26 protein-coding genes are annotated in these 25,263 nt (G+C 74.4%); 17 read left to right on the top strand and 9 right to left on the bottom strand.

The window, feature by feature from the left end:
• Nucleotides 1-157 precede the first annotated feature (157 nt).
• The 4 genes from ACUJ8O_RS07015 to ACUJ8O_RS07000 all read left to right on the top strand — a co-directional run bounded on the left by ACUJ8O_RS07015 (nt 158) and on the right by ACUJ8O_RS07000 (nt 2,260).
• On the top strand, nt 158-1,150 hold the full coding sequence (locus ACUJ8O_RS07015; RefSeq protein ID WP_206452651.1) for a GNAT family N-acetyltransferase: 993 nt from the start codon (nt 158-160) through the stop codon (nt 1,148-1,150).
• Between the two features lie 97 nt (nt 1,151-1,247).
• A complete protein-coding gene (locus tag ACUJ8O_RS07010; RefSeq protein ID WP_445373263.1) occupies nt 1,248-1,811 on the top strand; it encodes a hypothetical protein in 564 nt (187 codons plus the stop codon).
• A 3-nt stretch (nt 1,812-1,814) separates the two neighbouring features.
• On the top strand, nt 1,815-2,018 hold the full coding sequence (locus tag ACUJ8O_RS07005; RefSeq protein WP_002856639.1) for a helix-turn-helix transcriptional regulator: 204 nt from the start codon (nt 1,815-1,817) through the stop codon (nt 2,016-2,018).
• A gap of 86 nt (nt 2,019-2,104) precedes the next feature.
• Nucleotides 2,105-2,260 carry a hypothetical protein gene (locus ACUJ8O_RS07000; protein WP_010079551.1) on the top strand — a complete coding sequence of 52 codons (156 nt, stop codon included), beginning with the start codon at nt 2,105-2,107 and terminating at the stop codon, nt 2,258-2,260.
• Nucleotides 2,261-2,300: 40 nt separating this feature from the next.
• On the opposite strand, the gene ACUJ8O_RS06995 is transcribed toward ACUJ8O_RS07000, so the two are convergent.
• Complete coding sequence (locus ACUJ8O_RS06995) at nt 2,301-2,747, bottom strand: YchJ family protein (RefSeq protein WP_445373262.1); 447 nt, start codon at nt 2,745-2,747, stop codon at nt 2,301-2,303.
• Entirely contained in the window at nt 2,744-2,908 is a 165-nt protein-coding gene (locus ACUJ8O_RS06990) for a hypothetical protein (RefSeq protein ID WP_158530781.1), read from the bottom strand. The genes ACUJ8O_RS06995 and ACUJ8O_RS06990 overlap by 4 nt, the downstream gene beginning before the upstream one ends.
• Nucleotides 2,909-3,084: 176 nt before the next feature.
• Here ACUJ8O_RS06990 and purS point away from each other — a divergent pair, with 176 nt between their 5' ends.
• The 4 genes from purS (at nt 3,085) to ACUJ8O_RS06970 (ending at nt 7,061) form a co-directional block, all read left to right on the top strand.
• Entirely contained in the window at nt 3,085-3,351 is a 267-nt protein-coding gene (purS, locus tag ACUJ8O_RS06985) for a phosphoribosylformylglycinamidine synthase subunit PurS (RefSeq protein ID WP_069941507.1), read from the top strand.
• The gene (gene purQ / locus ACUJ8O_RS06980) at nt 3,348-4,142 is read left to right on the top strand and encodes a phosphoribosylformylglycinamidine synthase subunit PurQ (RefSeq protein ID WP_069941508.1); all 795 of its coding nucleotides are present in this window, start codon (nt 3,348-3,350) and stop codon (nt 4,140-4,142) included. The genes purS and purQ overlap by 4 nt, the downstream gene beginning before the upstream one ends.
• On the top strand, nt 4,139-6,445 hold the full coding sequence (gene purL / locus ACUJ8O_RS06975) for a phosphoribosylformylglycinamidine synthase subunit PurL (RefSeq protein WP_041103643.1): 2,307 nt from the start codon (nt 4,139-4,141) through the stop codon (nt 6,443-6,445). The genes purQ and purL overlap by 4 nt, the downstream gene beginning before the upstream one ends.
• A gap of 235 nt (nt 6,446-6,680) precedes the next feature.
• Nucleotides 6,681-7,061 carry a YtxH domain-containing protein gene (locus ACUJ8O_RS06970; RefSeq protein ID WP_134416779.1) on the top strand — a complete coding sequence of 127 codons (381 nt, stop codon included), beginning with the start codon at nt 6,681-6,683 and terminating at the stop codon, nt 7,059-7,061.
• A 63-nt stretch (nt 7,062-7,124) separates the two neighbouring features.
• Here ACUJ8O_RS06970 and ACUJ8O_RS06965 read toward each other — a convergent pair whose 3' ends face one another.
• The 3 genes from ACUJ8O_RS06965 to ACUJ8O_RS06955 are packed head-to-tail and all read right to left on the bottom strand — an operon-like array spanning nt 7,125 to nt 10,058.
• Entirely contained in the window at nt 7,125-7,871 is a 747-nt protein-coding gene (locus tag ACUJ8O_RS06965) for a hypothetical protein (RefSeq protein ID WP_060973610.1), read from the bottom strand.
• A complete protein-coding gene (locus ACUJ8O_RS06960) occupies nt 7,868-8,578 on the bottom strand; it encodes a Tat (twin-arginine translocation) pathway signal sequence (protein WP_225348884.1) in 711 nt (236 codons plus the stop codon). The genes ACUJ8O_RS06965 and ACUJ8O_RS06960 overlap by 4 nt, the downstream gene beginning before the upstream one ends.
• A gap of 58 nt (nt 8,579-8,636) precedes the next feature.
• Nucleotides 8,637-10,058 (bottom strand): LLM class flavin-dependent oxidoreductase, encoded by a 1,422-nt coding sequence (locus tag ACUJ8O_RS06955; RefSeq protein WP_020621436.1) that lies wholly within the window; start codon nt 10,056-10,058, stop codon nt 8,637-8,639.
• A gap of 481 nt (nt 10,059-10,539) precedes the next feature.
• Between ACUJ8O_RS06955 and ACUJ8O_RS06950 the strand changes: the two genes are divergently transcribed.
• The 3 genes from ACUJ8O_RS06950 to ACUJ8O_RS06940 are packed head-to-tail and all read left to right on the top strand — an operon-like array spanning nt 10,540 to nt 13,267.
• The gene (locus ACUJ8O_RS06950) at nt 10,540-11,388 is read left to right on the top strand and encodes an ABC transporter ATP-binding protein (RefSeq protein WP_049147882.1); all 849 of its coding nucleotides are present in this window, start codon (nt 10,540-10,542) and stop codon (nt 11,386-11,388) included.
• Nucleotides 11,385-12,404 (top strand): aliphatic sulfonate ABC transporter substrate-binding protein, encoded by a 1,020-nt coding sequence (locus ACUJ8O_RS06945; RefSeq protein WP_095347472.1) that lies wholly within the window; start codon nt 11,385-11,387, stop codon nt 12,402-12,404. Before ACUJ8O_RS06950 ends, ACUJ8O_RS06945 begins: the two co-directional genes overlap by 4 nt.
• A complete protein-coding gene (locus ACUJ8O_RS06940; protein ID WP_020621433.1) occupies nt 12,401-13,267 on the top strand; it encodes an ABC transporter permease in 867 nt (288 codons plus the stop codon). Before ACUJ8O_RS06945 ends, ACUJ8O_RS06940 begins: the two co-directional genes overlap by 4 nt.
• Before the next feature lie 31 nt (nt 13,268-13,298).
• On the opposite strand, the gene ACUJ8O_RS06935 is transcribed toward ACUJ8O_RS06940, so the two are convergent.
• Complete coding sequence (locus tag ACUJ8O_RS06935; protein ID WP_010079560.1) at nt 13,299-14,555, bottom strand: acyl-CoA dehydrogenase family protein; 1,257 nt, start codon at nt 14,553-14,555, stop codon at nt 13,299-13,301.
• Between the two features lie 210 nt (nt 14,556-14,765).
• On the opposite strand from ACUJ8O_RS06935, the gene acs reads away from it, so the two are divergent.
• The gene (gene acs, locus ACUJ8O_RS06930) at nt 14,766-16,970 is read left to right on the top strand and encodes an acetate--CoA ligase (RefSeq protein ID WP_145950560.1); all 2,205 of its coding nucleotides are present in this window, start codon (nt 14,766-14,768) and stop codon (nt 16,968-16,970) included.
• On the opposite strand, the gene ACUJ8O_RS06925 is transcribed toward acs, so the two are convergent.
• The 3 genes from ACUJ8O_RS06925 to ACUJ8O_RS06915 form a co-directional block, all read right to left on the bottom strand.
• The gene (locus ACUJ8O_RS06925) at nt 16,919-18,208 is read right to left on the bottom strand and encodes a M20 metallopeptidase family protein (RefSeq protein ID WP_036336723.1); all 1,290 of its coding nucleotides are present in this window, start codon (nt 18,206-18,208) and stop codon (nt 16,919-16,921) included. The genes acs and ACUJ8O_RS06925 overlap by 52 nt on opposite strands.
• Before the next feature lie 51 nt (nt 18,209-18,259).
• Nucleotides 18,260-19,057, bottom strand: coding sequence for a hypothetical protein (locus tag ACUJ8O_RS06920; RefSeq protein WP_445373261.1), 798 nt, complete (start codon nt 19,055-19,057; stop codon nt 18,260-18,262).
• A gap of 138 nt (nt 19,058-19,195) precedes the next feature.
• Complete coding sequence (locus tag ACUJ8O_RS06915; protein WP_095347474.1) at nt 19,196-20,074, bottom strand: siderophore-interacting protein; 879 nt, start codon at nt 20,072-20,074, stop codon at nt 19,196-19,198.
• 203 nt (nt 20,075-20,277) lie between these two features.
• Here ACUJ8O_RS06915 and ACUJ8O_RS06910 point away from each other — a divergent pair, with 203 nt between their 5' ends.
• The 5 genes from ACUJ8O_RS06910 (at nt 20,278) to ACUJ8O_RS06890 (ending at nt 25,261) form a co-directional block, all read left to right on the top strand.
• Nucleotides 20,278-21,162 (top strand): EamA family transporter, encoded by an 885-nt coding sequence (locus tag ACUJ8O_RS06910; protein WP_095347475.1) that lies wholly within the window; start codon nt 20,278-20,280, stop codon nt 21,160-21,162.
• A 9-nt stretch (nt 21,163-21,171) separates the two neighbouring features.
• Complete coding sequence (locus ACUJ8O_RS06905) at nt 21,172-21,978, top strand: DUF1648 domain-containing protein (RefSeq protein WP_445373260.1); 807 nt, start codon at nt 21,172-21,174, stop codon at nt 21,976-21,978.
• Nucleotides 21,979-21,986: 8 nt separating this feature from the next.
• On the top strand, nt 21,987-22,523 hold the full coding sequence (locus ACUJ8O_RS06900; RefSeq protein WP_445373259.1) for a metallophosphoesterase family protein: 537 nt from the start codon (nt 21,987-21,989) through the stop codon (nt 22,521-22,523).
• A 209-nt stretch (nt 22,524-22,732) separates the two neighbouring features.
• A complete protein-coding gene (locus tag ACUJ8O_RS06895; protein WP_020624950.1) occupies nt 22,733-23,665 on the top strand; it encodes a hypothetical protein in 933 nt (310 codons plus the stop codon).
• Nucleotides 23,666-23,890: 225 nt separating this feature from the next.
• Entirely contained in the window at nt 23,891-25,261 is a 1,371-nt protein-coding gene (locus ACUJ8O_RS06890) for an O-acetylhomoserine aminocarboxypropyltransferase/cysteine synthase family protein (protein ID WP_036315810.1), read from the top strand.
• Nucleotides 25,262-25,263 lie beyond the last annotated feature (2 nt).

Below are 25,263 nucleotides of genomic sequence, written 5' to 3'. Positions count from 1 at the left end.
CTCCCCCGCGGAGACGCCGGGCCGTCGTCATGCCCGGGGAGGCCCTGCACCGCGGGTTGGGTTATCGCGGGTGCCGCCGCCAAACACCCCCGACAACTCGACCCGCGATGGGCAGCCGGAGGGGTGGCGTCGACGCCGAGGCCGATAGCCTCGCGCCATGATCCTGCACATCACCCTCCCGGAGGACTGGGCCGCCGCGCGTCGCACCGGCCGCTACACGGCATCGACGCGCGGCGCCTCGATCGACGACGTCGGCTTCCTCCACGCCTCCGACGACGCCGCCCAGGTAGGAGTCGTCGGCGCGGCGATCTACCCGGACCGGCCGGACGCGTTCGTCTGCGGCCTGGACGAGGACGAACTGGCGGGGGCCGGCCTGCGGGTGCGGCGCGAGCCGGGAGACCCCTCCGATCCCCACTCGGCCGAGTTCCCGCACGTCTATCCGGACGAGGCCGTCTCCGGGCACATCCCGTGCTCGATGCTCACCCCCGTGACCGACCCACGGGCGGACGCCCGCGTGCACCGCGAAGACTCGGCCGAGGCCGCCGCGCTGCTCGACGCCGGGTGGAGCGTGCGCTCCCGCTCCTGGGGCGCGCGCCTCCACCTCGACGACGACGCCGACCTGGCGCCCTACCGTGGCCACGTCGCGGCGGCCGAAGCGCGGGGAATCGAGGTGCGGAGACTGACCGCCGTCGACCTGCCTGCCCTGCGCGCCCTCGACGAGGAAGCGGCTCCCCGGTTCCCACACACCGACGGCTCCCGTCACGAGCCGCTGCCGGACGACCTTGAGGCTCGACTGTCCACCCCAGCGGGGCTTGCCGTGGGGGCCTTCGAGGGAGGAGTGCTCATCGGATTCACCCTGACGTTCCGCTCCCCTGACCGGTGGGAGGTCGACCGCACCGCGGTCGCGTCCAAGCACGAGAACCGTGGCGTGGCGAAGGCCGTCAAGGCGGCGACCCTCCTGGCGACCCATGCCCGCGGTGGGCGCCAGTGGGGCACCGGCGGCGCCGAGGCCAACGCGGCGTCCCTGCGGATGAACACGGCCCTCGGGTTCCGTCTCGAACCGGCCTGGCTCGGGCTGACCCCGCCCATGACGTGGGAGGGGTTCGTGCAGGCCCCGGAGTCAAGCTCCCTTAACGACAAGGACACTTGACTGTCACGCTTGCTTCACAACGTCCGGTCGGACGCCCCCCAGGGCCTCCGAGGCGGGCCGGGCCACCGGCCCAGGGCATCGACCACAGGAGGGCCCCATGACCGCGAACCACTCCCGCCACACCGCCGCCGCAGCGGACAGGCAGGGCGCCGCGGCGGAGCACGCCGGCACCGCCACCACCGACCCGCGCCGGGACACCCGCTCCCGCTGGGGCCGCTCCTCCCGTCTGGGCGGCGGATCCGGGCGACTGATCCTCGTCAGCCTCGTGGCCGGCGTCGTCATCGCCCTGCTGATCGGGGCCGCGGCCTACGGTCTGGCCTCGAGCCAGGGCGACGCCGATCCCCGCTTCCCGGCGGTCATGGGCGCGGTCATGGCGGCGTCGGCGCTCCCGGCCGGCGCAGCCCTTGCCTGGCTGTTCCTCGTGGACCGCACCACCCTGCGCGGCGCCGTCCGGGACACCGAGGAGACCATCGAGGGCCGGTGGCTCGAGAGGGCGCAGTCCGGCGCGTTCGGCGACCTGCTCGTGGTGCTGGGGCTGGGCACGTTCGTCGTCGCCCTGGCGGGGTGGCAGCTCAGCCTCCCCCTCGTGGGCGCCGGGCTGCTCCTCGTCGCGGGCGCCTCGGTGGCCGTCCGCTACGCGCTCCAGAAGCGCCGGGGCTGAGCCGTGGAGAACACCATCCCCGACGAGCGTGCCCGCCTCGGCTGGTCGCAGCAGCGGCTCGCCGACGAGCTCGGCGTCTCCCGGCAGACCGTCATCTCCCTCGAGAAGGGCCGCTACGACCCCTCGCTCCCCCTCGCCTTCCGCCTCGCGGCCGTGTTCGGGCGGCGGATCGAGGACCTGTTCACCCCGGACGGCAACGCGGGTTGAGTTGTCGCGGGTCCGGGCGCCCAGCACCCGTGACAAGTCAACCCGCGTTGAGCCCGGGGCGGCGTGGGGCGTGAGAGGCTGGGGCCATGGATCGAGAGCTGCGCACCCCTCCGGAGCTGGAGGGCGTGGACTGGCACGACGACGCCCCGCGTCGCCCCCGCCCGATCGTCACCCTGGTGGCGTGGATCGCCATCCTGGGCCTGGTCCTCAGCGTGGGCGCCGGGATCTTCTCCGCCTTCTGACGCGGCACCGCCGGCCGCCGTCCGACGCGCCGCTCCGGCCTCAGCGCACGTCGCCGTCCACGTAGCGCCAGATCCCGTCCTCACGGCGGAACCGGCTGACCTCATGGAGTCGGAACCGCCCCTCGGCCCCCGCGCCGACGGCCACGAACTCCACGGTCCCGGCGTCCTGGAACGGCCCGCCGTCCCGCACGTCCAGCACCGCCAGGCGGGTGAACCGCGGCGCCTGTTCCCCCTCGGTCGGCAGCAGCTCGGCCGCGGTGGGCCGGTGCTCGGGAACCCAGGTCGCGGCGAGATAGTCGGCCATCGCCCGCGCCTCTGCCGGCCCGGCCTCGCCCAGCCGCGCGAACGCCGTGTACCGGGAGCGCATGAGCGCCTCGGCGGTGGGCGCGGTCAGGGCGCCGTCCCGGGCGAAACGCGCGTGCAGGCGACCGCAGCACGCCGCGAGCCCGGCTCCGGACCCGCAGGGGCAGGGCTCGGGGCGGGTCACCGGCGCGGGCGTCCGGTCGCGCGACGCCGGGCGGAGCGGGCCTTGATGCGGCGCACTCCCGTCAGCACGACGCCGGCCGCCGCGGCGAGCAGCGCGGGGCCGAGCGGGCTGATCGGCCGGCGTCGGCCGAGCGGGGACATACGGGTCTGCTGAGGTCTCATGCCGCCAGGCTACGCCGGGCCGGCTGCCGCGTGCCGCCCCCATCACACCCACGATCCCGCGTCCGGGCGGCCGAGTAGACTGGGCGGGCAAGCACGCGGAGCGCCCAGGGCCGGGCGTGAGACGGCATCTACACCGTCCTGCTCCGCGGCATCGTCCCGCACCCAGGAGCGTGTTCATGCCCATCATCGTCGTCGACGTCATGCCCAAGCCCGAGATCCTCGATCCGCAGGGCAAGGCGATCAACGGGGCCCTGCCCCGCCTCGGCTTCACCGAGTTCAGCCAGGTCCGCCAGGGCAAGCGCTTCGAGCTCACCGTGGAGGGCAAGGTCACCGACGAGATCCTCGCTCAGGCCCGCACGGCCGCCGAGGAGATGCTGTCCAACCCCGTCATCGAGGACGTCGTGAACGTGGCCGTCCTGGACGAGGCCGAGGGCGCCCGATGACCGAGCTCCCCCTCATCGGCGACTACTCGACGCCGACGACGCCGCTCAGCGGCGCGCGCATCGGCGTCATCACCTTCCCCGGCACCCTGGACGACGTGGACGCGCTGCGCGCCGTCCGCCTCGCCGGCGCCGAGCCCGTCTCCCTGTGGCACGCCGACGCGGACCCGCAGCGGACGCTCGCCGGCGTGGACGCCGTCGTGATCCCGGGCGGCTTCTCCTACGGCGACTACCTGCGCGCCGGCGCGATCGCGCGCTTCGCCCCCATGATGGACGCGGTGGCGACGGCGGCCGGCGGCCCCGAGGGCGAGGCGGACGGCCTGCCGGTGCTCGGCATCTGCAACGGCTTCCAGATCCTCACCGAGTCACACCTGCTGCCGGGCTCGATGATCAAGAACGACCACCTGCACTTCATCTGCCGCGACCAGGAGCTGGTCGTGGAGAGCACGGACACCGTGTGGACCCGCGACTTCGAGCAGGGCCAGACCATCACCGTGCCCCTGAAGAACCAGGACGGCCAGTACGTGGCGGACGAGACGACCCTCGACGCCCTCGAGGCCGAGGGCCGCGTGGTGTTCCGCTATCAGGGCTGGAACCCGAACGGCTCGCGCCGGGACATCGCGGGCATCGCGAACCCGGCCGGCAACGTCGTCGGTCTGATGCCGCACCCGGAGCACGCCGTGGAGACGGGCTTCGGCCCGGACACCGCCGCCGGCCCCCGCTCCGGCGTGGACGGCCTCGGCTTCTTCACCTCCGTCCTGACCACCCTCGCCAGCCGTGGAGGCCATGCATGAGCCAGCAGTTCAACATCGAGACGGTCGCGGACGCCCAGGCGACGCCGGACGTCGAGCAGCCCTGGGCCGAGCTGGGCCTGAAGGAGAACGAGTACGCCGAGATCAAGAAGATCCTCGGCCGCCGCCCCACCGCGGCCGAGCTGGCCATGTACTCGGTCATGTGGTCCGAGCACTGCTCGTACAAGTCCTCTAAGGTGCACCTGCGCCAGTTCGGCGAGAAGCTCACCGACGAGATGAAGCAGCACATGATGGTGGGCATCGGCGAGAACGCCGGCGTGACCGACCTCGGTGACGGCTGGGCCGTGACGTTCAAGGTCGAGTCCCACAACTCGCCCTCCTACGTGGAGCCCTACCAGGGCGCGGCCACGGGCATCGGCGGCATCGTGCGCGACATCATCTCCATGGGTGCCCGCCCGGTGGCCGTGATGGACCCGCTGCGCTTCGGCGCGATCGACCACCCGGACACCGCCCGCGTGTTCCACGGCGTGGTGGCCGGCATCGGCGGCTACGGCAACTCCCTGGGCCTGCCGAACATCGGCGGCGAGACCCGCTTCGACCCGATCTACCAGGGCAACCCGCTCGTCAACGCCCTCGCCGTGGGCGTGCTCAAGCACGAGGACCTGCGTCTGGCCAACGCCTCCGGCGTGGGCAACAAGGTAGTTCTGTTCGGCGCCCGCACCGGCGGTGACGGGATCGGCGGCGCCTCCGTGCTGGCCTCCGAGTCCTTCGACGGCGACGGCAAGCCCGCCAAGCGCCCCTCGGTGCAGGTCGGCGACCCCTTCTCCGAGAAGGTGCTCATCGAGTGCTGCCTCGAGCTGTTCCGCGACTCCCTCGTCGAGGGCATCCAGGACCTCGGCGCCGCCGGCATCTCCTGCGCCACCTCCGAGCTCGCCTCCAACGGCGAGGGCGGCATGCGCGTGGAGCTGACCGACGTGCTGCTGCGCGACTCCACGCTGACCCCGGGCGAGATCCTCATGTCCGAGTCGCAGGAGCGCATGATGGCCGTGGTGACGCCGGAGAACGTCGCCGCGTTCGAGGCCGTCATGGCAAAGTGGGACGTCGAGTACTCCTGGCTGGGCGAGGTCACCGGCGACGGCCGCCTGATCATCACCTGGGACGGCGAGGTCATCGTCGACGTGGACCCGCGCACCGTGGCCCACGACGGCCCGGTCTACGAGCGCCCGTACGCGCGTCCGGCCTGGCAGGACGAGCTCCAGGCGGACACGTTCCGCTCCTCCGAGGCCGGTCAGGACCTGCCCGCCACGGGCGAGGAGCTGCGCGCCGCCGTCGTGGAGCTGATGAGCTCCCCGAACCTGGCGGACACCTCTTGGATCACCCGCCAGTACGACCGCTACGTCCGCGGCAACACCGCCCTGGCGGCCCCGGACGACGCGGGTGTGGTGCGCGTGGACGAGGAGACCGGCATAGGCGTGGCCCTGGCCACGGACTGCAACGACCGGTTCACCTACCTGGACCCGTACACGGGCGCGCAGGCCTCCCTGGCCGAGGCGTACCGCAACGTCACCACCGCCGGGGCCGTGCCCCTGGCCGTCTCCGACTGCCTGAACTTCGGCTCCCCCGAGGACCCGGACGTGATGTGGCAGTTCGCGGAGGCCGTGCGCGGCCTGGCGGACGGCTGCCAGACCCTCGGCATCCCGGTGACCGGCGGCAACGTGTCCCTGTACAACCAGACGGGCAGCACCCCGATCCACCCCACCCCCACGGTGGCGGTGCTCGGCCAGCTCGACGACGTCCTGCGCCGCACCCCGTCCGGCTTCGCCCCGGACGCGGACGGCCAGGCGATCTACCTGCTGGGCGAGACCGCGGACGAGCTGGACGGCTCCGAGTTCGCGCGCCTGCGCGGCCACCTCGGCGGCCTGCCCCCGAAGGTCGACCTGAAGAAGGAGCGCCTGCTCGGCGAGCTGCTGGTCAACATGTCCCGGGACGGCATGATCGACGCCGCCCACGACGTCTCCGGCGGCGGCCTCGCGGCCACCCTGTCCGAGATGGTGCTGCGCTTCGGCGTGGGCGCCCGCGTGGTGCTGGACGAGGTGCTGCGCCGCGCCGGCGTGGACCTGTTCACCGCACTGTTCTCCGAGACGCAGGCGCGCGCCGTCGTGGCCGTGCCCCGCACCGAGGAGGTCCGGTTCACGGACATGACCACGGCCCGCGGCTACGCGGCCGTGCGCATCGGCGTGGTGGACGCCGACTCCGCGGCCCTCGAGGTCCAGGACGCCTTCACCCTGCCGATCGCGGAGCTGCGCGAGGCCTGGGAGGCCACCCTGCCGAAGCACTTCGGCTGACCCCGTGGGCCCACGGGCCCCGGCACGACGACGGCCGCTCACCTCCGGGGTGGGCGGCCGTCGTCGTGGGGCGGGACGGCGGGGACGAACGCCGCCGACCCTCGCACGGCCGTGCGCCTCAGTCGTTGACGCGGCGGGCTCCGATGACCAGAGTGATCCCAGGACAGCGCGCCAGCGCGCCGCCCGGCCCGTCCAAGAGGGTCGGCGCGGTCCCGACACATGAAGGAGACCACCCATGCGCCTCATCACCCTGGGCCTCGGCGCCGCACTCGGCTACCTGCTCGGCTCCGCCGAGGGCCGCAAGAACCTCGAGAAGATGACCCAGAACGCCCAGAAGCTCTGGAACGACCCCAAGACCCAGGAGAAGGTCGGCCAGGTCCAGGAGACCGCCCAGCAGAAGTTCGCTGAGGTGAAGAAGTCCGATCCGGTGCAGAAGGCCACGACGAAGGTGGAGGATGCCATGCAGGGCAACGACAAGAAGAACGACGTCCGCGACGACCGCGTGACCGAGTCCAACAACGACAACATCACCTCGGCGGCCCGCCACGGTGCCGAGCCGGACACCATCTCGGACCCGTCCACCCCGCTGGGTGACGAGGGTCCGCTGACGCGCTGACCCGCGCAGACACGGCGGCCCGCCTCCCCGAGGGGAGGCGGGCCGCCGCCGCCGTGGGCCGGGTCAGCCGTCCTGCTTCAGGACCTCGTCGGCCGGCGGGGCCTGCACCGGATCCACCCCGCCCATCTCGGAGAGGGTCACCACGGCCTTCGTGCCGGCGGACTCGGTCTCCACGGTGAGCAGGCGGCCGTCCTCCTTGGACACCGTGAACGCGGTCAGCTCCACGCCCTCCTGCGGGCCCGAGACGGGCTCGTCCAGCACGTAGCGGATCGCATCCTGACCGCTGCGGCGGATGCCGTCCGCGTCCGCCTCGACGTCGTCCAGGCCGCCCGACTCCGGCAGGGAGCCCAGCAGGGAGCTCACCATCGCGCCCATGCCGGTGGCGCTGGGATCGCCCTCGTACGGGGTGGCGGTCCAGCGCTCCGCATAGGCGGGATGGTCCTCACCGCTCGCGCCGACGCGCTCCACCGTGAACCGGGAGTACGCGGTGCCGTCCACGATCCGGGACTCGTCCCGGGTGATCAGACCGTCGTCCTTGTACACGGACACGTACCGCATGGACGAGCCGTCCACGGGACCGGAGATGTCCACCGCGTCCGGGACCGCGCGGCCGTTGCTCGGGGCCTCGGACCGCAGCTCGGTGACCATGCGGACGGAGTCGGCCTCCTCGAGCTGGGTGCGGGCGCGGTCCCAGGCGCCGGGGGCGTCGTCGCCCGAGGCGCAGCCGGTCAGCAGCAGGGCGGCCGCCCCGAGGGCGGCGAGGGACAGGCCGCGGCGGGTGCGGCGGGTCTGGGTCTGGCGCTGCCTCACTCGGCCACCTCCTCCGGCGCCTCGGCCGGCTCGATCTGGTTCCAGTCGCTCAGGGCGTACTGCTGGGTGGCCCGGCCGTCGTCGACAGTGAGCGCGACCAGCTCGCCGTCGTCGTCCACCGTGAAGGAGTGCACCCGGGTGGCGTCGCCCTCGACCATTGCGGCGTCGGCGACCTCCTCGGGCACGGCGTAGCGGTAGGCCGTGCCGTCGTCCCAGTCGACCTCCTCGGCGCGCACCTCGGCGCCGTCGAGGGCGTCCGCCGCGGGGAAGCCCACCTGGTCGAGGAGGGCCTTCAGGGGCGGCTCCTGCCCCTCACCGGCCGGGACACGGCGCCACTGCGGGTCGGAGTACATCACCTGGACGTCGTCCGGGACGTCGGAGCCGTCCACGTCGACCCGGACGAACACATCCTCGCCGACCTGGCGGGACTCCATGGTGATGTGTGAGTCCCGGCCGACCTGCATGACGCCCTTCGACTCGGCGTCGCCGCCGTCGAGCCGGCCGGCGATGTCCCAGCGGACCGAGTGCGGGCCCTGACGGCCGGTGGTGTAGGCGGTCTCGAGTCGGACGGTCTCGGCCTCGTCCAACTGGGTGCGGGCCTGATGCCAGGCCTCCCCCGCCGACTGCGGCTCGGATGCGCACCCGGCCAAGGCCAGGGCGCCCACGACGCCGAGCCCGGCCGCGCGGACGGCACGTCTGCGCTGCATGTTCTCCTCCTGGGGCTGCTGCCGGCCGAGGCAGGGCGCCGCGGCCATTGGCGTCACCCTACCGGCGGCGCAGGGCGAAGGATGCGCCGTGGTGGTTCTGCGGCAGGTGGTCGCCGCGGCCGAAGAGCTTGTGGCGCAGCGTGCCGTCCGTGTACGCGGTCTTGTAGCGGCCGAGCTTCTGCAGCGCCGGCACCACGAACTCCACGACGTCCTCGAAGGCGCCCGGGGTGATGTGGTAGGCGAGGTTGAAGCCGTCCACGTCGGTCTCGTCGGCCCACTCGACGAGCTGACGGGCCGCGGACTCGCCGCCGCCCACGATCACGGGGCCGAAGCCGCCGATGCCCACCCATTCGGCGAGCTTGCGCACGGTCCACTCCTCATCCGTGCCGGAGGCCTTCTGGAAGGTCTCCACGGCGGACTGGATGGCGTTCGACTTCACGTCCCCGATCGGCTCGTCCAGGTCGTACTGGGACAGGTCGATGCCCATCCAGCCGGACATGAGCACGAGGCCGCCCAGCGGGTCCACGTACTGCGCCAGGTCGTCGTACTTGGCCCGCGCGTCCTCGTCGGTGGCCCCGGTGACGATCGTCTGCATCGCGAAGATCTTCACGTCGTACGGGTCACGGCCGGCGTCCACCAGGGCCTGGCGGATCTTCTTCACGGTGGCGGCCGCCAGCTCCTTCGTGGGGGAGTTGATGAACACGGCCTCGGCGTGCTTGCCGGCGAAGGCGCGGCCGCGCGTCGAGGCGCCGGCCTGGTAGATCACGGGGGTGCGCTGCACGGACGGCTCGGTGACGGCGTGGCCGGGCACGGTGAAGTACCGGCCCTCGTGGGCGATGTCGTGGACCTTGGCCGGGTCCGCGAACACGCCGGACTCCTTGTCGTAGACGACGGCGTCGTCCTCCCACGAGCCCTCGAGGAGCTTGTAGACGACGTCGAGGTACTCGTCGGCGTGCTCGTAGCGCTCGTCGTGCTCCATCTGGTCGTCCTGGCCCATGTTCTGGGCGGCGGAGGGCAGGTAGCCGGTGACCACGTTCCAGCCCACGCGGCCGCCCGTGAGGTGGTCGAGCGTGGCGAGGCGGCGGGCGAACGGGTAGGGGTGCTCGTAGGCGGTGCCGGCGGTGACGCCGAAGCCGAGGTGCTCGGTGACCGCGGCCATCGCGGAGACGAGCAGGAACGGGTCGTTCACGGGGGTCTGCGCGCCGGTCCTGATGGCGGCCTCGGAGGTGCCGCCGTACACGGAGTACGGGCCGAGGACGTCGGCGATGAACAGGCCGTCGAACAGGCCCTTCTCCAGCGTCTGCGCCAGGTGCGTCCAGTAGCCCAGGGTGTTGTAGTCCCGGGCGTGGTCGTCGGGGTGACGCCAGAGACCCGGGGACTGGTGGGCGACGCAGTTCATGTCGAATGCGTTGAAGAGGATCGCGCGGTGCTCGTCCGGGCGGGTGGGTGCTCCGGCCCCGGCGTTCTCGGCGGTGCTCATGGGTCTCCTTTCCAGGGCCGCCCGGTCGCAGGGGCGCGGCCGGGCGAGCGACGGTTCCGCACCATGCAACGCTGACGCGGCCGGCGGTGGAAGCCGGTCCGGCCCAGGGGTTCATGACGGCCCCGCCGGGCCCGGCCACGCGTCCGGCGCCCGGTTCGTGACATGCCCCGACCATGACGGAGGACACGTCCGCGGGCGGCGGCCCTGTTGCGGCCCAGTGGCACCCCAGCGCTGAGCCAGAGAAATCTGCTGCCTCCACCCTGCAGAGACGACCGAAACGTCTGGCTCGGCGCTGGGCTCGGGCCGTGACCGCCGGCCGGCCCGGGCCCGGCGGCGCCCCCGGTGTGACGCCCGTGTGACCCCCCCCCCCCCGGCGCCGGCGGCGGGGCAGACTCGCAGCCGACCGGGCCCGCGGTGGTCTACTGGCATCCGTATCCGTCCGGCGCCGACACCGACGACGAAGCGACGATGGGAGCCCTCCATGAGCGTGCACGCGCCTTCCCGTGCCACCGCCTCCACCCCGGCCCGGGACGAGGACCGTCACAGCCTCGACGTCGTCTTCCGCGGCGTCGGGCGCACGTTCCCCACCGCGGACGGACCACGCGTCGTCCTGCGCGACGTGGACCTGACCGTGGCGCCCGGCGAGGTGCTCGCCGTGATCGGCGCCTCCGGCTGCGGCAAGTCCACGCTGCTGCGCGCCGTGGCCGGCCTGGACCCGGACTTCGACGGAGAGCTGCTGATCGACGGCTCGCCCGTGCGCCCCTACGACGAGCGCACCGCCGTCGGCTTCCAGGAGCCGCGCCTGCTGCCCTGGCGCACCCTGCGCCGCAACGTGGAACTCGGCCTGCCCCGGGGGCTGGACCGCGCCGCGGGCCGGGCCCGCGTGCAGGAGCTGCTCGAGCTCGTGGGCCTCGCGCCCTTCGCGGAGCACCGCCCCCGGGAGGTCTCCGGCGGGATGGCCCAGCGGGCCTCGCTCGCCCGTGCCCTGGCGCGCCGCCCCGGCGTGCTGCTGCTCGACGAGCCCTTCGGCGCCCTCGACGCCCTGACCCGCCTGAAGATGCAGGACCTGCTGCTGGACGTGCACGCCGCCACCGGCACCACCGTCCTGCTCATCACCCATGACGTGGAGGAGGCCCTGCAGCTCGCCGACCGCGTGCTGCTGCTCGCCCGTGACGTCCCCGCGCCCGACGGCGCGGCCCGCCCCGGAGCGACCGTGGGGCGGATCGTGGACGTGCCGGGGGCCCGTCCCCGCGACCGCGCGGACGTCCGCCTGGCCCGGCTGCGCGCCGAGCTCCTCGAGGGCCTCGGCGTCGAGAGCCACGCCCGATGAGCGGCGCCGGCACCGCACGCCTGACCCGCCGCACGGCGCTCGGCCTGCTGGCCGCGTCCCTGCCCCTGGGCCTGAGCGGATGCGTCCTGCAGGGTGAGGCGGGGGCCGGCCCGGTGAATGACCGGGACACGCTGAGCATCGACTACGCCACCTACAACCCGCTCTCCCTCGTGATCCGCCACCAGGGATGGCTGGAGGAGACGCTCGCGCCCCGCGGCGTCCGGGTGAACTGGGTGTTCTCCGCCGGCTCCAACAAGGCCAACGAACTCCTGCGCTCGAACTCCGTGGACATCGGGTCGACGGCCGGCTCGGCCGCGCTGCTGAACCGGGCCAACGGAGCGCCCACGCGCATCGTGGGCATCGCCTCCCGACCGGAGTGGTCCGCGCTCATGGTCCCGCCCGGCTCGGACATCACGGACGTCGCCCAGCTCGCGGGCCGCACGGTGGCCGCCACGCGGGGGACGGACCCGTACTTCTTCGCCGTGCAGGCGCTCCAGGCCGCCGGGGTGGACCCGGCCGACGTCGAGATCCAGAACCTGCAGCACGCCGACGGCCGCGCCGCCCTGGCCGGCGGATCGGTGGCCGCGTGGTCCGGGCTCGACCCGATCATGGCCAAGGCCGAAGCCGAGGGCGCCCGCTTCCTGTACCGGGACCTCGCCCTGAACACGTTCTCCGTCCTCAACGCCACGGAGTCCTTCCTCGAGGAGGACCCGGAGACGGCCCAGACCGTCCTCGACACGTACGAACGCGCCCGCGCCTGGGCGCTCGAGCACCCGGACGAGACCGTCGGGATCCTGGCCGAGGCCGCGAAGATCTCTCCCGACGTCGCCCGCACCGTGATCCTCGAACGCACCAATGCGGACGTCAGCCCCGTGCCGGGCCAGGAGCTGCTCGACGCCCTGACGGGGGTCGGACGGATCCTGGTCGACACCGGGTCCGTCGACTACCAGCACCAGGTGGACGCCGCGCTGGCGAGCATCCTGGACACCCGTTTCGCCGAGGAGGCCATCCGATGAGCACCGCCCTGACCACCCCCGCCGCGACGACGGGCCCCGAGGCGCGCGAGCGGTCGGGTCACGACGACGGCGACACAGGGGCGCGCCGACGGCAGCGGCCCCGGGTGCTGGACCGGCCCGGCGCCCGGGCGGTGGTGGGGCTGGCCGCGCCCGCTGTCCTCCTGGTGCTGTGGTGGGCGGTGACGGCCGCCGGGCTGCTCTCCGCGGTGCAGCTGCCCTCCCCCGGCGCGGTGCTGAGCGCCGGCGTCAACCTGCTGGAGCGGGGCGACCTGTGGCTGCACGTGGGGATCTCCACCCAGCGCGTGCTGCTGGGCTTCCTGCTCGGCGCCGCACTCGGGCTGGCCGTGGGGTCCGCGCTCGGGCTGTCCCGGTGGGCGGACGCGCTGTTCGCCCCGCTGATCGGGGCGCTGCGCGCGGTGCCCTCGCTGGCCTGGGTGCCGCTGCTGATCCTGTGGATGCAGATCGGCGAGGAGTCCAAGGTCACCCTCATCGCGATCGGCGCGTTCTTCCCGGTGTTCACCACCGTCTACGCCGCCCTGCGCCATGTGGACCCGCACCTGGTGGAGGCCGGTCGGGCCTTCGGCTACCACGGGCTGTCCCTGCTGCGGACGGTGCAGCTGCCCGCCGTGGTGCCGGCCGTGTTCTCCGGCCTGCGGCTGGCCCTGGCCCAGGCCTGGCTGTTCCTGGTGGCCGCGGAGCTGATCGCCTCCTCGATGGGCCTGGGCTTCCTGCTCACCGACTCGCAGAACAACGGACGCACGGACCGCCTGATCCTGGCGATCATCCTGCTCGCCGTGCTCGGCAAGCTCACCGACTGGCTGCTCGGCCTGCTGGAGCGCCGGGCCCTGCGCCGCTGGGCCTGAGCCCGGCACGTCCGGCCGCCCGGTCGTCGGGTCAGTCCCCCTCGGGGACCTCGCCGGCCGACGTGTAGGCGGTCGGCGGGGTGCCGTTCACGAGCCAGTCGCCGGCCATGCGCACCTTGAACGCCGCCGGGTCGTGGGTGGCGAGGGTGCGGGCGTTGCGCCAGTGCCGGTCGAGCCGCAGCGTGGCCGACGTCGCCGACGCGCCGAGCGTGTCGAAGATGCGGGTGCACACCTCGAGGACGGCCTCCGGCACCACGGCCTGGGCCCGGTACGCGGCCGCCATCGCCTCGGCGGACGCCGCCACGACGTCGGCCTCCGCCGGGCCGGCCCCGTCGGCGCCGTCCTGCCCCTCGTCGAGCAGCCGCCCGATCTCGCGCACCATCAGCTCGGCCGCGGCCTGCCGCCCGGCCAGCTGCCCCATGATCTCGAGGAGCTGGGGGTCGTCCTTGGGCAGCGCGGCCGTGCCGGTGTTGAAGGTGCGGCGCCGCTGCCGCAGCAGCTGCGTGCCCTCCGTGAGCGCCGCCCGGCCGATCCCGGCCTGCAGCGCCAGCAGGGTCGCCTCCATGAGCACGGGCACGGGCCCGTCCTGCCGCGGCACCTCGAGCAGCTCCTCGGCCGCGGCGTCGTCGAGCACCACGGACCCGGTGGCGGTCAGGCGCTGGCCGAAGCCGTCCCAGTCGTCCTTGATGCCCACGCGCGGCTGACGCACGCGCACGACGGCGACGGCCCGGTCCGGCTCGCGGACCGCGCCCCCGGCCCGCTTGGAGTTCCGGCGGGAGACGAGGTCCGCCCCCTCGATGCCCACGGTCGCGGCGGTCCACGTGGCGAAGGCCGAGCCGGTCGCGTAGTACTTCTGCCCCCGCACGACCCAGGTGCCGCCCTCGTCCCGGCTGGCCAGGGTGGCGGCACGGCCCGGCGCGGCCCCGCCGGCGCGTTCGGCCAGGGCGGAGCCGGCCCAGTCCCCGTCGACGATGTGCCGCAGCCACCGCTCCCGACGGGCGGGCGCCTGGTCCATGGCCGTGGCGATGAACACGAGGTGGGAGCGCCAGACGTGCGCGGTGTTCACGTCCCGGGCGGCCAGGTCCATGAGCAGGCGCAGCACGGTCTCGCTGCCGCCGCCCTCGCCGCCCGCGTCCTCGGGGACACCGACCTTGCCGAACCCGGCGGCCTGCAGCTCCCCGAGGGCGGCGAACGGCAGGTGCCGGCCCGCCTCGCGGGCCCGCTCGCCGTGGGCGACGGAGTCGAAGGCGTCGGCGTACCGGGCGGCGAGGGTGGCGTAGGTGGTCATGGCCCTACTCTGACACGCGCGGGCGGGCCGGCGGCCGGGGCGACCCGGCCGTGGGACGGGATCCACACCGGCCGCCGTCGCCCTGGCCCGCGCCGGGCGCCCGCGGGGGTCCGGCGGGCCGAGCATGACCGCCGGTGACGACGGCGGGCGGGGCGCCGTCGTCGTCGTCCCTAGCCTGGTCGGACCCGCCGACCAGGAGGACCGCCGCCCATGACGCCCACCGAGGACCCCGCCCGCCCCGACCCGGCCGAGGAGGGCGCCTCCGGGGCCGTCCGCGGACCGAACGACGGCGTGCCCGCCGCGGCCCTCGCCACGCTGCCCGGCCCCCTCCCGCAGGCGCTCGTCGACGCCGCCGACCCGGACGTCCACCCCGGCCGCCCGGCGGACCGGCTGCACGGCGGGCGCGGCGACGGCCGCCCGGTGGCCGAGTCGGACCGGCTCGCGTTCTGGGAGGCGGCCGGCCGACGTCTGAGCTGGGAGCGGCCCTTCACCCGGACGCGCTCCCTCACCGCCCCGGACCCGGCCGCCGAGCGCGGCCCGGAGATCCGCTGGTACGAGGACGGCACCCTGAACGTGGCCGTGAACTGCGTGGACCGGCACGTGGCGGCGGGGCGCGGGGAGAAGGTCGCCCTGTACTTCGAGGGCGAGCCCGGCGACCGCCGCGCCGTCACCTACGCACAGCTGCAGCGCGAGGTCGCCCAGGCCGCGAACGCCCTCGAGGAGCTGGGCATCGAGGCGGGCGACCGCGTCGTCGTGTACCTGCCCGTGCTCGTCGAGACGATCGTCATCACGCTGGCGTGCGCGCGGATCGGCGCCGTGCACTCGCTCGTGTTCGGTGGGTTCTCGGCGGAGGCGCTGCGGTTCCGCGTCGAGGACACGGGCGCCAAGCTGCTCGTCACCACCGACGGCCAGTTCCGCCGCGGTGCCGCCGTCCCCGTGAAGGCCAACGCGGACGAGGCCGTGTCCGGGGACAACGCGATCGAGCACGTCCTCGTCCTGGACCGCACGGGCCACCGGGACATCCCGTGGACCGAGGGCCGGGACCTGTGGTGGCACGACGTCGTGGACCGCCAGCCGGACACCCACACCCCGCGCGCCTTCGACGCGGAGCACCCGCTGTTCATCATGTACACCTCCGGCACCACGGGACAGCCCAAGGGGCTCGTGCACACCTCCGGCGGGTACCTCGCCGCGGCCTCGTGGACGCACGACTTCCTGTTCTCCCACCCGGACCCGGCACGGCGCGACGACGACGTCCACTGGTGCACCGCGGACCTGGCCTGGGTCACCGCGCACACCTACGAGATCTACGGTCCGCTCTCGAACGGGGTCACGCAGGTGATCTACGAGGGCGTGCCGAACGCCCCGCACCCGGGCCGGCACTTCGAGGTGATCGAGCGCTACCGGGTGACGAGCTACTACACGGCGCCCACCCTGATCCGCTCGCTCAAGGGCTGGCATCCGGACGGGATCCCGGCGCACGCGGACGGCGGCCCGGACCTGTCCTCGATCCGTCTGATCGGCACCGTGGGCGAGTCCGTGAACCCGGAGGCCTGGACGTGGGCGCGGACCCAGATCGGCCGGGACACCCCGGACCTGCCGATGGTGGACACGTGGTGGCAGTCCGAGACGGGCGCCACCGTGCTCTCCCCGCGCCCCACGGACACGGCCTTCAAGCCGGGCTGCGGCTCCCGGCCCCTGCCGGGGGTGGACGTGGCCGTGGTCGACGACGACGGCGCCCCCACGCCCGAGGGCCTGCAGGGTCGGATCGTGGTCACCCGCACCTCGCCGTCGATGGCCCGGACCGTGTGGCAGAACCCGGCCCGCTACTTCCACTCGTACTGGGAGGACTACGCGGACCAGGGCGAGGCGGGCTGGTTCCTCGCCGGCGACGGCGCCAAGCGGGACGAGGACGGCGACGTCTGGATCCTCGGGCGCGTGGACGACGTCATCAACATCTCCGGGCACCGGCTGAGCACCATCGAGATCGAGTCCGCCCTCGTGGCGCACCCGGAGGTGATCGAGGCGGGGGTGTGCCCCGTGCCGCACGAGACCACCGGGCACGCCGCCGTCGCCTTCGTGGTGGCGCACGAGAGCTGGCTGGCCGGCGATGACGGCCCCGGCGCCTCCGCCGCCGACCGCGCCGAGGAGCTGCGGCGGCACGTGGGGCGGGTGATCGGGCCGGTGGCCAAGCCCGCCGAGGTGGTCTTCGTCCCCGACGTGCCCAAGACCCGTTCGGGCAAGATCATGCGGCGGCTGCTGACGCAGCTGCACCAGGGCACCGCGCTCGGGGACACCACGAGCCTGCAGAACGAGCCGTGCGTCGGGCAGATCGCCGAGGTGCTCCGGGCCGGCCGCCGCGCTCAGGACGCCGGCACCGGCGCCGTCCGCAGCGCCAGCTCGGCCAGCACCTGAGCGGCCCGCGGCACCACGGCGTCGTCGAACACGGCCTGCGGGGAGTGGTTGACCGGGGCCTCGTCCGGGTCCACGCCCTCCGGGACGGCCCCGAGCAGGACGTAGGCGCCGGGCACGCGCTGGAGGACCTCGGAGAAGTCCTCGCTGCCGGGCTCGGGCTCGGGCAGCTCCCGGTAGGCGTCGGCCCCGTAGAGGTCCTCCACGGTTCGGCGGACGAAGGCCACCGCGTCCGCGTCGTTGGCCGTCACCGGGAACGCGCTGTCCGTCCGGACCTGTGCGCTCATGCCGTGCGCCGCGGCGATCCCGTGCACCATGCGCTCCACGGCCGAGAGCAGCCGGGCTCGGGCGGGCGCGGAGAAGGTCCGCAGGGTGAGGGCGAGGGTGGCGCTGTCCGGGATGATGTTGGCCGCCGTGCCGGCGCTCAGGTGCCCGACGGTCGCGACCACCGGGTCGAAGGCGTCGAACTGCCGGGTGACCACGGACTGCAGCGCCAGCACCATCTCGGCGGCCACGGGCACCGGATCCTGGGCGAGGTGCGGCACGGAGCCGTGCCCGCCTCGACCGTGCACCGTCACCACCAGGTCGTCGCAGCCGGCCTGGATCGCCCCCGGGCGGCTGAGCAGGACGCCGCGCGGGTACGTGCCCGAGGAGACATGGATCGCGTAGGCGGCGTCCACCGGCCGCCCGGCCGCCTCCAGCAGTCCCTCCTGGATCATGTGCAGGGCGCCGCCGCCGGTCTCCTCCCCGGGCTGGAACATGGCCACCACGTCCGCGGTGAGCTCCCCACGACGGCGCACTAGCCAGGCCAGCGCGCCGTAGAGGCCGGCGGTGTGCAGGTCGTGGCCGCAGGCGTGCATGGTGCCCGGCACGGAGGGGGCGTACTCCAGCCCGGTCTCCTCCGTGACGGGCAGGGCGTCCATGTCCCCCCGCAGCAGCACGACCGGCCGCCGGGCCCCCTCCGGCAGCGGGGCCCCGCCGCGCAGCACCACGACGACGGAACTCAGCGCCCGGCCCACGCTCGTCTCCAGCGCGGGGCGGCCGGTGGCGGCATCCTCCCCCGCCTCGGCGCGCAGGGCCTCGAGCCGCTCGAGGACGGCGGCCTGGGTGCGGGGCAGGTGCAGGTCCAGCTCCGGATGTCCGTGGAGGAGGCGGCGGAAGGCGATCGCCTCCCGGGCGATGTCCTCCGGCAGGCCCGGGGCGAGGGCGTTCGCGGGCGGGGTGGGGGCGGTGCGGTCCATGAGGACATCATGCCGTGGCGCCCCGCCGGCCCACCCGGATCGCGCAGCGGGTCAGCCGGCCAGCTCCTGCAGCTCGGCCAGGTCGAAGACGTCCTCCGAGGCGGGGGCCTCGGGCGCCTCGACCGCGTTCCACTCGGTGAAGGTGGCATTCGCGTCCACGTCCTCGTCCTCCGAGTTCACGTCCTCGAGACGGTAGAGGGTCGTGCTCTCCGGGTCGATCAGCATCGTCCGGCCGAACTCGTGGTGCTCCTCGGGCAGCGCGTACTTGAGGTACTTCCTGCCCTCGAGCTCCACCTCCTCGGCCTTCAGGTCCTTGCCGTCGAAGGCGTCCGCGGCGGGCATGTCCTCCTCGAGGTCGGACATGATCTCCTGGAGTGAGATGTCCATCTGCGCGGCCTGATCGGCGCTCGTCTTGATCCAGCGGTCGCCCACGAGGGTGGAGAACATGCCCATCTCCGGGGGCAGGTCGTCACCGTCGGCCTTGAGCTTGAAGAACACGTCGGCGTCCCGGCGCAGGACCTCGATGGCCATGGTGGCCGCCCCCATGTCCACGTTCATGGTGCCCCGGAGGTGGGAGTCGTCGGTGGCGCCGGCGAGGTCCACGTTCGCGGACTGGATGGCGTCCGTGCCCAGGGAGGCGGAGGGCGACGCCGAGGCCGACGCGTCGTCCTTGTCCTCCTCCTTGTCGGCGGCGGTGCCCTCCATCTTCAGGCGCAGGCTCTCGGCATCCACGACCTTCTGGCGGACCTCGGGCCAGCTCTCCTCCAGCGTCGGGTCGGAGGCGCAGCCGGTGAGCAGCAGACCGGAGGCGGCGAGCATGCCGACGGCGAGGCGTGCGGGCGTCTTCATGGGGACTCCTTCACAGAGGTGCGGACGTGCCGGCGGCCGGGCACCGCCGGACGATGACCCCTCGACCGTCTCACGTCACCCCTGGCCCGTCAGGCCCTGAGGGGCGGCGAAGCTGCTGCTGTGCCGAACCTGTGCGGGTCAGCCGCCGGTGGCGCCGTCCTCGAAGATCTGCCCCACCGGGGTCTGCTTCTCCGCCTGGAACACATCCTCGGCACGGCCGTAGGCCCAGTACGCGCTCACCGACAGCTGTCGCCGGTCCACGCCGCGCACGTCCGTGAGGTACGCCCGGACGCGCTTGACCTGCTCCCGCTCGCCGTGCACGAACGCGTGCACCCGTCCGTCCCGCCACGCCGCGCCCTCGACGGCGGCGGCGAACCTCGTCGTCTCCGGGGTGAAGGGGCCGCCGCGGTGCAGCCAGCGCACCTCGACGCCGGCCGGCGCGGTCAGGGGCACCTCGTCCCCGGCGTCGGTCACCTCGATCAGCGCGACGCCGGCCGCCGCGGCGTCCGTGGCGGCGAGGTCCTCGAGGGCGGCGGCGATCGCCGGCAGCGCGGCCTCGTCGCCGGCGAGCAGGTGCCAGTCGGCGGTGGGGTCGGGCCGGTAGGCGCCGCCCGGGCCCAGGAACGCGACCTGCTGCCCCACCGGCTCGGACGCCGCCCACGCCCCGGCCAGGCCGCCGTCGTGCCCGGGGGCGGCGCCGTCGCCGTCCGCGCCGTGGACCACGAAGTCGACGTCCATGGTGCGGGCGGCCGCGTCCATGCGGCGCACCGTGTAGGTGCGGCGGACCGGCAGCTGCTCCGGGGCGAGACGCTCGCGGAGGGCGTCCAGGTCGTACGGGGGTTCGAGGCCGAGCGCGGGGTCGGCGAAGAGCAGCTTCACGTACTGGTCCGTGGCGCCCTTCTCCGCCCAGCGGGCGTGGACGGCGTCGAACTGCTCGCCGCCGAGGGTCAGGCGCACGAGGTGCGGGGTGAGCCGGCGGGCGGCCACCACGGTGAGGACGGTCTGGGGCCGGGCCATGCGGGCCTCCTGGGGTCGGGGGCGGGGTCTGCGCGGGCACGCGTCGCCCACCCTCCCACGACGAGGCGGATTAGCGCACGTCAGCGTGACGTTTCCCCGCGGCGTCGGGGTCGGCGGAACCGGGCCCCCCGGTGGTCCTCCGGCAGCAGCGGTCCCGCGCCGGCCGGGGCCGGGGTGGCGCGGCGCGCCCCTAGGCTGAGCCCGTGCGTCTCGTCCTGCTCGTCCTGCTCTCACTGCTGAGCCAGCAGCTCGGCGCGTCCGTGGCGGGCCTGCTGTTCGACGACGTCGGCGCGTCCGCCATGGTCGCCCTGCGCGTGGTGTTCTCCGCGGCCGTGCTGCTGCTCGTCACCCGGCCGAGCCGCGCCGCCCTCGCCGGCCTGGGCCCCCGGGGGTGGGCCGCCGTCGTCGGGCTGGGCGCGGCCATGACCGGCATGAACCTGGCCATCTACGAGGCGTTCGCACGGATCCCGCAGGGCGTGGCCGTGACGTTCGAGGTGCTCGGGCCGCTGGCGCTGTCCGTGGCGGCGCGGCCGTCGTGGCGGTCGGCGGCGTGGGCGGCCCTCGCGCTCGCCGGGATCGGGGTGCTCGGCCGGGAGGGGTTCAGCGCGGGCGGCGGGATCGGCGGGGCGGGACTGGACCCGGTGGGGGTGGCGCTCGCGCTGGCCGCGGCGGCGTGCTGGGCGGCGTACATCCTGCTCTCGCGGCGCGCGGGGACCCATCTGCCGGGGGTGCAGGGGCTGGCCCTGGCGACGGCCGCCGGGTCCCTCGTCGCGCTGCCGGTCGGCGTCGCGACGGCGGGGGCGGCCCTGCTCTCTCCCGTGGTGCTGGGCGTGGGGCTGGCCGTGGCGCTGCTGTCCACGGCGGTGCCGTACGGGATCGACCTGCAGGTGCTGCGCCGCATGCCGACCGCACTGTTCTCCCTGCTGACATGCCTCTCTCCGATCGCGGCGGCGCTGACGGCGTGGGCCGTGCGCGGGCAGGAGCTCACCCCGCTGGACCTGGCGGGGATGCTGCTGGTCATCGCGGCGTGCGCGGCCGCCGTCTGGACGGGCCGGTCACCGGGTGTGGCGGGCGGGGGCCGCGGCTAGCCTGGGTCGATGCCCCACCCGCCCCATCCCGCCCCCGACGACGTCCCCGCCGCCGAGCGCACCGCCCTGCGCCGTGGCCGGCTGCGTCCGTGGCTGCCGTTCCTGCTCGCGGCCGCCCTGTGCCTGGCGCTGCTGGGGTGGGCCCTCGTCGCCCTGCCGGGCCTGCCGGCGCGGGTGCCCACGCACTGGGGCATCGACGGGCGGCCGGATGCGTGGGAGGACACCTCGTTCGGCACGGTGGCGGCGGGGCCGCTGATCGGCCTCGGCATGACGGGTTTCCTGGCGCTGGTCTCCGCGATGGTCACCGCCCTCACCCCCACGGATCCGGGACTGTCCCCGTGGCGGCGCGTGCGCCAGACGGGGGTGCACCGCGGGGTCCAGGAAAGCCTCGGGTGGTCGTGCGTGCTCATCGTGCTGGTGCTGGCCCCGACGACGGCCGAGGTGCTCGCCGCCGGGGCGTGGACGATGCCGTGGTGGCTCCTGCCCCTCACACTGACCGTGCTCATGGTGGGCATCTTCCCGGTACTGCGGGCCGGAACGCAGCGGTGGACGCGCTGGTCGGACCGCGTCGCGGCGGACCTCGAGTACCGGCCCACGGCCGCGGAACGCGCCGAGGACGAGATGTGGACGCCCCTGGGGCTCAAGCGCGACCCCGAGGACCCGGCTGTCTTCCCCGCCAAGCGTCCCGGCTACGGGGTGGGCGCGACGGTCAACCTCGCCACCCCGGTGGGCCGGTGGCTGGTGCGCGGATTCGTGGCCGTGTTCATCGTCGGCCTGCCGCTGGCGATCTGGCTCGGCGCGTACGCGGCACGGTGAGGCGGACCGTGCCCGACGACGACGCCGCCCGCCTGCTCCTGATCGCGGACACCCACATCCCGCGGCGTGCCCGCGCCCTGCCCGCGCAGGTGTGGGCCGGGGTGGCGCGGGCCGACGTCGTGCTCCACGCCGGCGACTGGGTGACCGAGGACGTGCTCGACGACCTCGACGCACGGGCCGCCCGGCTGGTGGGCGTGTGGGGCAACAACGACGGGCCGGGGCTGCGGGCGCGGCTGCCCGAGGTGGCGCGCGTGGAGATCGGCGGGGTGCGGATCGCGATGGTCCACGAGACGGGCCCGGCGGCCGGCCGCGAGCGCCGCATGGCCGCGGCGTTCCCGGACGCGGACGTGCTGGTGTTCGGGCACAGCCACATCCCGTGGGACACCGTGGCCGGCCCGGAGACCGCGAACCCGGGCCTGCGGCTGCTCAACCCCGGCTCCTGCACGGACCGGCGACGGCAGCCGGTGTGCACGCTGATGCGCGCGGTGGTGCGGGGCGGACGGCTCGAGGACGTGGAGCTGGTGTCCGTGGACCGCACGCCGTGACCGACGGGCCGGCCGCTCCCCCCTGCAACGCTGGTTGAGTTATCACGGGTCCAGGCGGCTTGCACCCGTGATAACTCAACCCGCGTCGCGCCGGGGCCGCCGTGTCCGGCGGGTCGGCCGCTCCTGCACAGCCACCACGACGACGGCGGCCCTCCCCAGGGCGCGTCGGTCCGGTCCGTCGCAGGGCCCGGGGGCGGCAGGCTCACCCCATGACCGCGCGCACGCCCCTGCCGTCCACCCTCGCCGCGGGCGCCTTCACGACGGCCGAGCTGCACGCCGCCGGCCTGCCGTGGCGCCGCACCCTCGCGGCAGACCTCGCCCGGATCTGCCGCGGCGTGCACACCGCGGGCATCCCCGACCCGTGCGCCCCGGACGGCGCGGCCGCGCTGGTCCGCCTCACGGGCGGGGTGGTCTCCCACGTCTCTGCCGCCCTCTGGCACGGACTGCCGCTGCCGCCCCGCCTCACGCGGCCAGCCGGACTGCACCTGACCTTCGACCGGTCCGCGCGCACGCACCGGACCGACCTGGGCGGCGTCGTCAGCCACCGGGTGCGACTGCCCTCCGACCACGTGCTCGAGCTTCCCGACGGCCAGCGCGTCACGACGGCGGCGCGCACCTGGTTCGACCTCGCCGGGATGCTCCGCCCCCACGAGGTGGACTGGCTCATCGCGGCCGGCGACCACCTGGTGTGTCCGCCGTGGACGCCGACGGGCCGGGCGCACCCCGTGGCCACCGTGCCCGGGCTGTCGGAGGTGCTCGCCCGCTGCCGTGGCCGGCCGGGTGTCCGTCTCGCACGTGCCGCGCTGGCCGAGGTGCGCGTCGGGGCCGACTCCCCGCCCGAGACCTTCCTCCGGCTCGCGCTGATCCGGGCCGGGCTGCCGGAGCCGGAGCTGCAGGTCGCCGTCGACCCGGCCGACCCGGCCTCGCCCGTCGTGGACCTCGGGTACCGGGGGGCGCGCCTGGCCCTCCAGTACGACGGCGCCGGCCACCGCACGGCTCAGCAGCAGGCGAGGGACGCCCGTCGGGACGCGTACTGCCTCGAGCGGGAATGGACGACCCTGCGCTGCACCTGGGAGGACCAGCGCGCGGGGTTCGGGCGGATCGTGGGGCTGGTCCGGCGTCGGCTCGCCCGCACGCGCTGATCCGCCCCCGCCCGTCCCGACGCGGGTTGAGTTGTCATGGGTCCCGTCCAACGCGGGTTGAGTTGTCACGGGTCCAGGCCCGCGTAACCGGTGATAACTCAACCCGCGTTGCATGCCACCGGCCGGCGCCGCGTGACGCTCTGCGACGTGCCCACCCTGCCCCCGGCGCGCCTCGCCCGGGACAATGGGGCGGACTGTCCCGAAGCCTCCATCGAAAGGACCCCCGTGGCTGACCACGAGTTCGGCTTCCGCACCCAGGCGCTGCACGCGGGCGCCGTCCCGGACGCCGTCCACGGCTCCCGCGCGGTGCCGATCCACCAGACCAGCTCCTTCGTGTTCGAGTCCGCCGAAGACGCCGCCAACCTCTTCGCGCTGCAGAAGTACGGCAACATCTACTCGCGGATCGGCAACCCCACGGTCGCCGCGTTCGAGGAGCGGGTCGCCACGCTCGAGGGCGGGATCGGGGCCGTCGCGACGGCGTCCGGCATGGCCGCCGAGTTCGTCACCTTCGCGGCCCTCGCCGGGGCCGGCGACCACATCGTGGCGTCCTCCAAGCTGTACGGCGGCACGATCACCCAGCTGGACGTCTCCCTGCGCCGGTTCGGCGTCGAGACCACGTTCGTGGACTCCGCCGAGGCCGCGGACTTCGAGGCCGCCCTCCAGCCCAACACCAAGGCCGTCTACACGGAGATCGTCGCCAACCCCTCCGGTGACGTCGTGGACCTGCCGGGCCTGGCCGACGTCGCCCACCGGCACGGCGTGCCGCTCGTCGTGGACGCGACCCTCACCCCGCCCTACCTGATCCGGCCGATCGAACACGGCGCGGACATCGTCATCCATTCGGCCACGAAGTTCCTCGGCGGGCAGGGCACCACGCTCGGCGGCGTCGTGGTGGAGTCCGGCCGCTTCCCGTGGGACAACGGCAAGTTCCCGTCCATGACCGAGCCCGTGCCCTCGTACGGCGGCGTCTCCTGGTGGGGCAACTTCGGCGAGTACGGTTTCCTCACCAAGCTCCGCTCGGAGCAGCTGCGCGACTTCGGCCCGTCGCTGGCCCCGCAGTCGGCGTTCCAGCTGCTGCTCGGCGTCGAGACGCTGGCCCCGCGCATGGACGCCCACCTGGCGAATGCGCAGGCCGTGGCGCAGTGGCTGGACGAGGACCCGCGCGTCTCCTGGGTCCGCTACGCCGGCCTGCCCGACCACCCGCACCACGCCCGCGCGCAGCAGCTGCTGCCCCGGGGCGTCGGCTCGGTGTTCAGCTTCGGCGTGGCCCCGGCAGCCACGGACACCGACGACGGCGCCTCCGGCCCGGAGGCCGGGCGCGCGACGGCGTCGCGCTTCATCTCCGCGCTGCAGCTGGCCTCCCACCTGGCCAACATCGGCGACGCGAAGACGCTGGTGCTGCACCCCGCCACGACGACCCATCAGCAGCTCACCGCCGAGCAGCTCGTGGCCGCGGGCATCCCGGCGGACCTCATCCGCATCTCGGTGGGCATCGAGGACCTCGAGGACATCCTCTGGGACCTGGACCAGGCCCTGACCGAGGCCACCGGCCGCGCCCGCGACGGCGCCGTCGTCCCCGCAGAGCAGGAGGCCTGAGC

Source organism: Micrococcus sp. EWR3.9.1 (genome assembly GCF_052615555.1).
This window is presented reverse-complemented; position numbering and strand designations above follow the sequence as displayed.

Excerpts from the sequence above, each read along its gene's own strand:
- ACUJ8O_RS07015 (WP_206452651.1), top strand. The coding sequence starts at position 158 with ATGATCCTGCACATCACCCTCCCGGAGGACTGGGCCGCCGCGCGTCGC.
- ACUJ8O_RS07010 (WP_445373263.1), top strand. The coding sequence starts at position 1,248 with ATGACCGCGAACCACTCCCGCCACACCGCCGCCGCAGCGGACAGGCAG.
- ACUJ8O_RS07000 (WP_010079551.1), top strand. The coding sequence starts at position 2,105 with ATGGATCGAGAGCTGCGCACCCCTCCGGAGCTGGAGGGCGTGGACTGG.
- ACUJ8O_RS06990 (WP_158530781.1), bottom strand. The coding sequence starts at position 2,908 with ATGAGACCTCAGCAGACCCGTATGTCCCCGCTCGGCCGACGCCGGCCG.
- purS (WP_069941507.1), top strand. The coding sequence starts at position 3,085 with ATGCCCATCATCGTCGTCGACGTCATGCCCAAGCCCGAGATCCTCGAT.
- purQ (WP_069941508.1), top strand. The coding sequence starts at position 3,348 with ATGACCGAGCTCCCCCTCATCGGCGACTACTCGACGCCGACGACGCCG.
- purL (WP_041103643.1), top strand. The coding sequence starts at position 4,139 with ATGAGCCAGCAGTTCAACATCGAGACGGTCGCGGACGCCCAGGCGACG.
- ACUJ8O_RS06970 (WP_134416779.1), top strand. The coding sequence starts at position 6,681 with ATGCGCCTCATCACCCTGGGCCTCGGCGCCGCACTCGGCTACCTGCTC.
- ACUJ8O_RS06960 (WP_225348884.1), bottom strand. The coding sequence starts at position 8,578 with ATGCAGCGCAGACGTGCCGTCCGCGCGGCCGGGCTCGGCGTCGTGGGC.
- ACUJ8O_RS06955 (WP_020621436.1), bottom strand. The coding sequence starts at position 10,058 with ATGAGCACCGCCGAGAACGCCGGGGCCGGAGCACCCACCCGCCCGGAC.
- ACUJ8O_RS06950 (WP_049147882.1), top strand. The coding sequence starts at position 10,540 with ATGAGCGTGCACGCGCCTTCCCGTGCCACCGCCTCCACCCCGGCCCGG.
- ACUJ8O_RS06945 (WP_095347472.1), top strand. The coding sequence starts at position 11,385 with ATGAGCGGCGCCGGCACCGCACGCCTGACCCGCCGCACGGCGCTCGGC.
- ACUJ8O_RS06940 (WP_020621433.1), top strand. The coding sequence starts at position 12,401 with ATGAGCACCGCCCTGACCACCCCCGCCGCGACGACGGGCCCCGAGGCG.
- ACUJ8O_RS06935 (WP_010079560.1), bottom strand. The coding sequence starts at position 14,555 with ATGACCACCTACGCCACCCTCGCCGCCCGGTACGCCGACGCCTTCGAC.
- acs (WP_145950560.1), top strand. The coding sequence starts at position 14,766 with ATGACGCCCACCGAGGACCCCGCCCGCCCCGACCCGGCCGAGGAGGGC.
- ACUJ8O_RS06925 (WP_036336723.1), bottom strand. The coding sequence starts at position 18,208 with ATGGACCGCACCGCCCCCACCCCGCCCGCGAACGCCCTCGCCCCGGGC.
- ACUJ8O_RS06920 (WP_445373261.1), bottom strand. The coding sequence starts at position 19,057 with ATGAAGACGCCCGCACGCCTCGCCGTCGGCATGCTCGCCGCCTCCGGT.
- ACUJ8O_RS06915 (WP_095347474.1), bottom strand. The coding sequence starts at position 20,074 with ATGGCCCGGCCCCAGACCGTCCTCACCGTGGTGGCCGCCCGCCGGCTC.
- ACUJ8O_RS06905 (WP_445373260.1), top strand. The coding sequence starts at position 21,172 with ATGCCCCACCCGCCCCATCCCGCCCCCGACGACGTCCCCGCCGCCGAG.
- ACUJ8O_RS06895 (WP_020624950.1), top strand. The coding sequence starts at position 22,733 with ATGACCGCGCGCACGCCCCTGCCGTCCACCCTCGCCGCGGGCGCCTTC.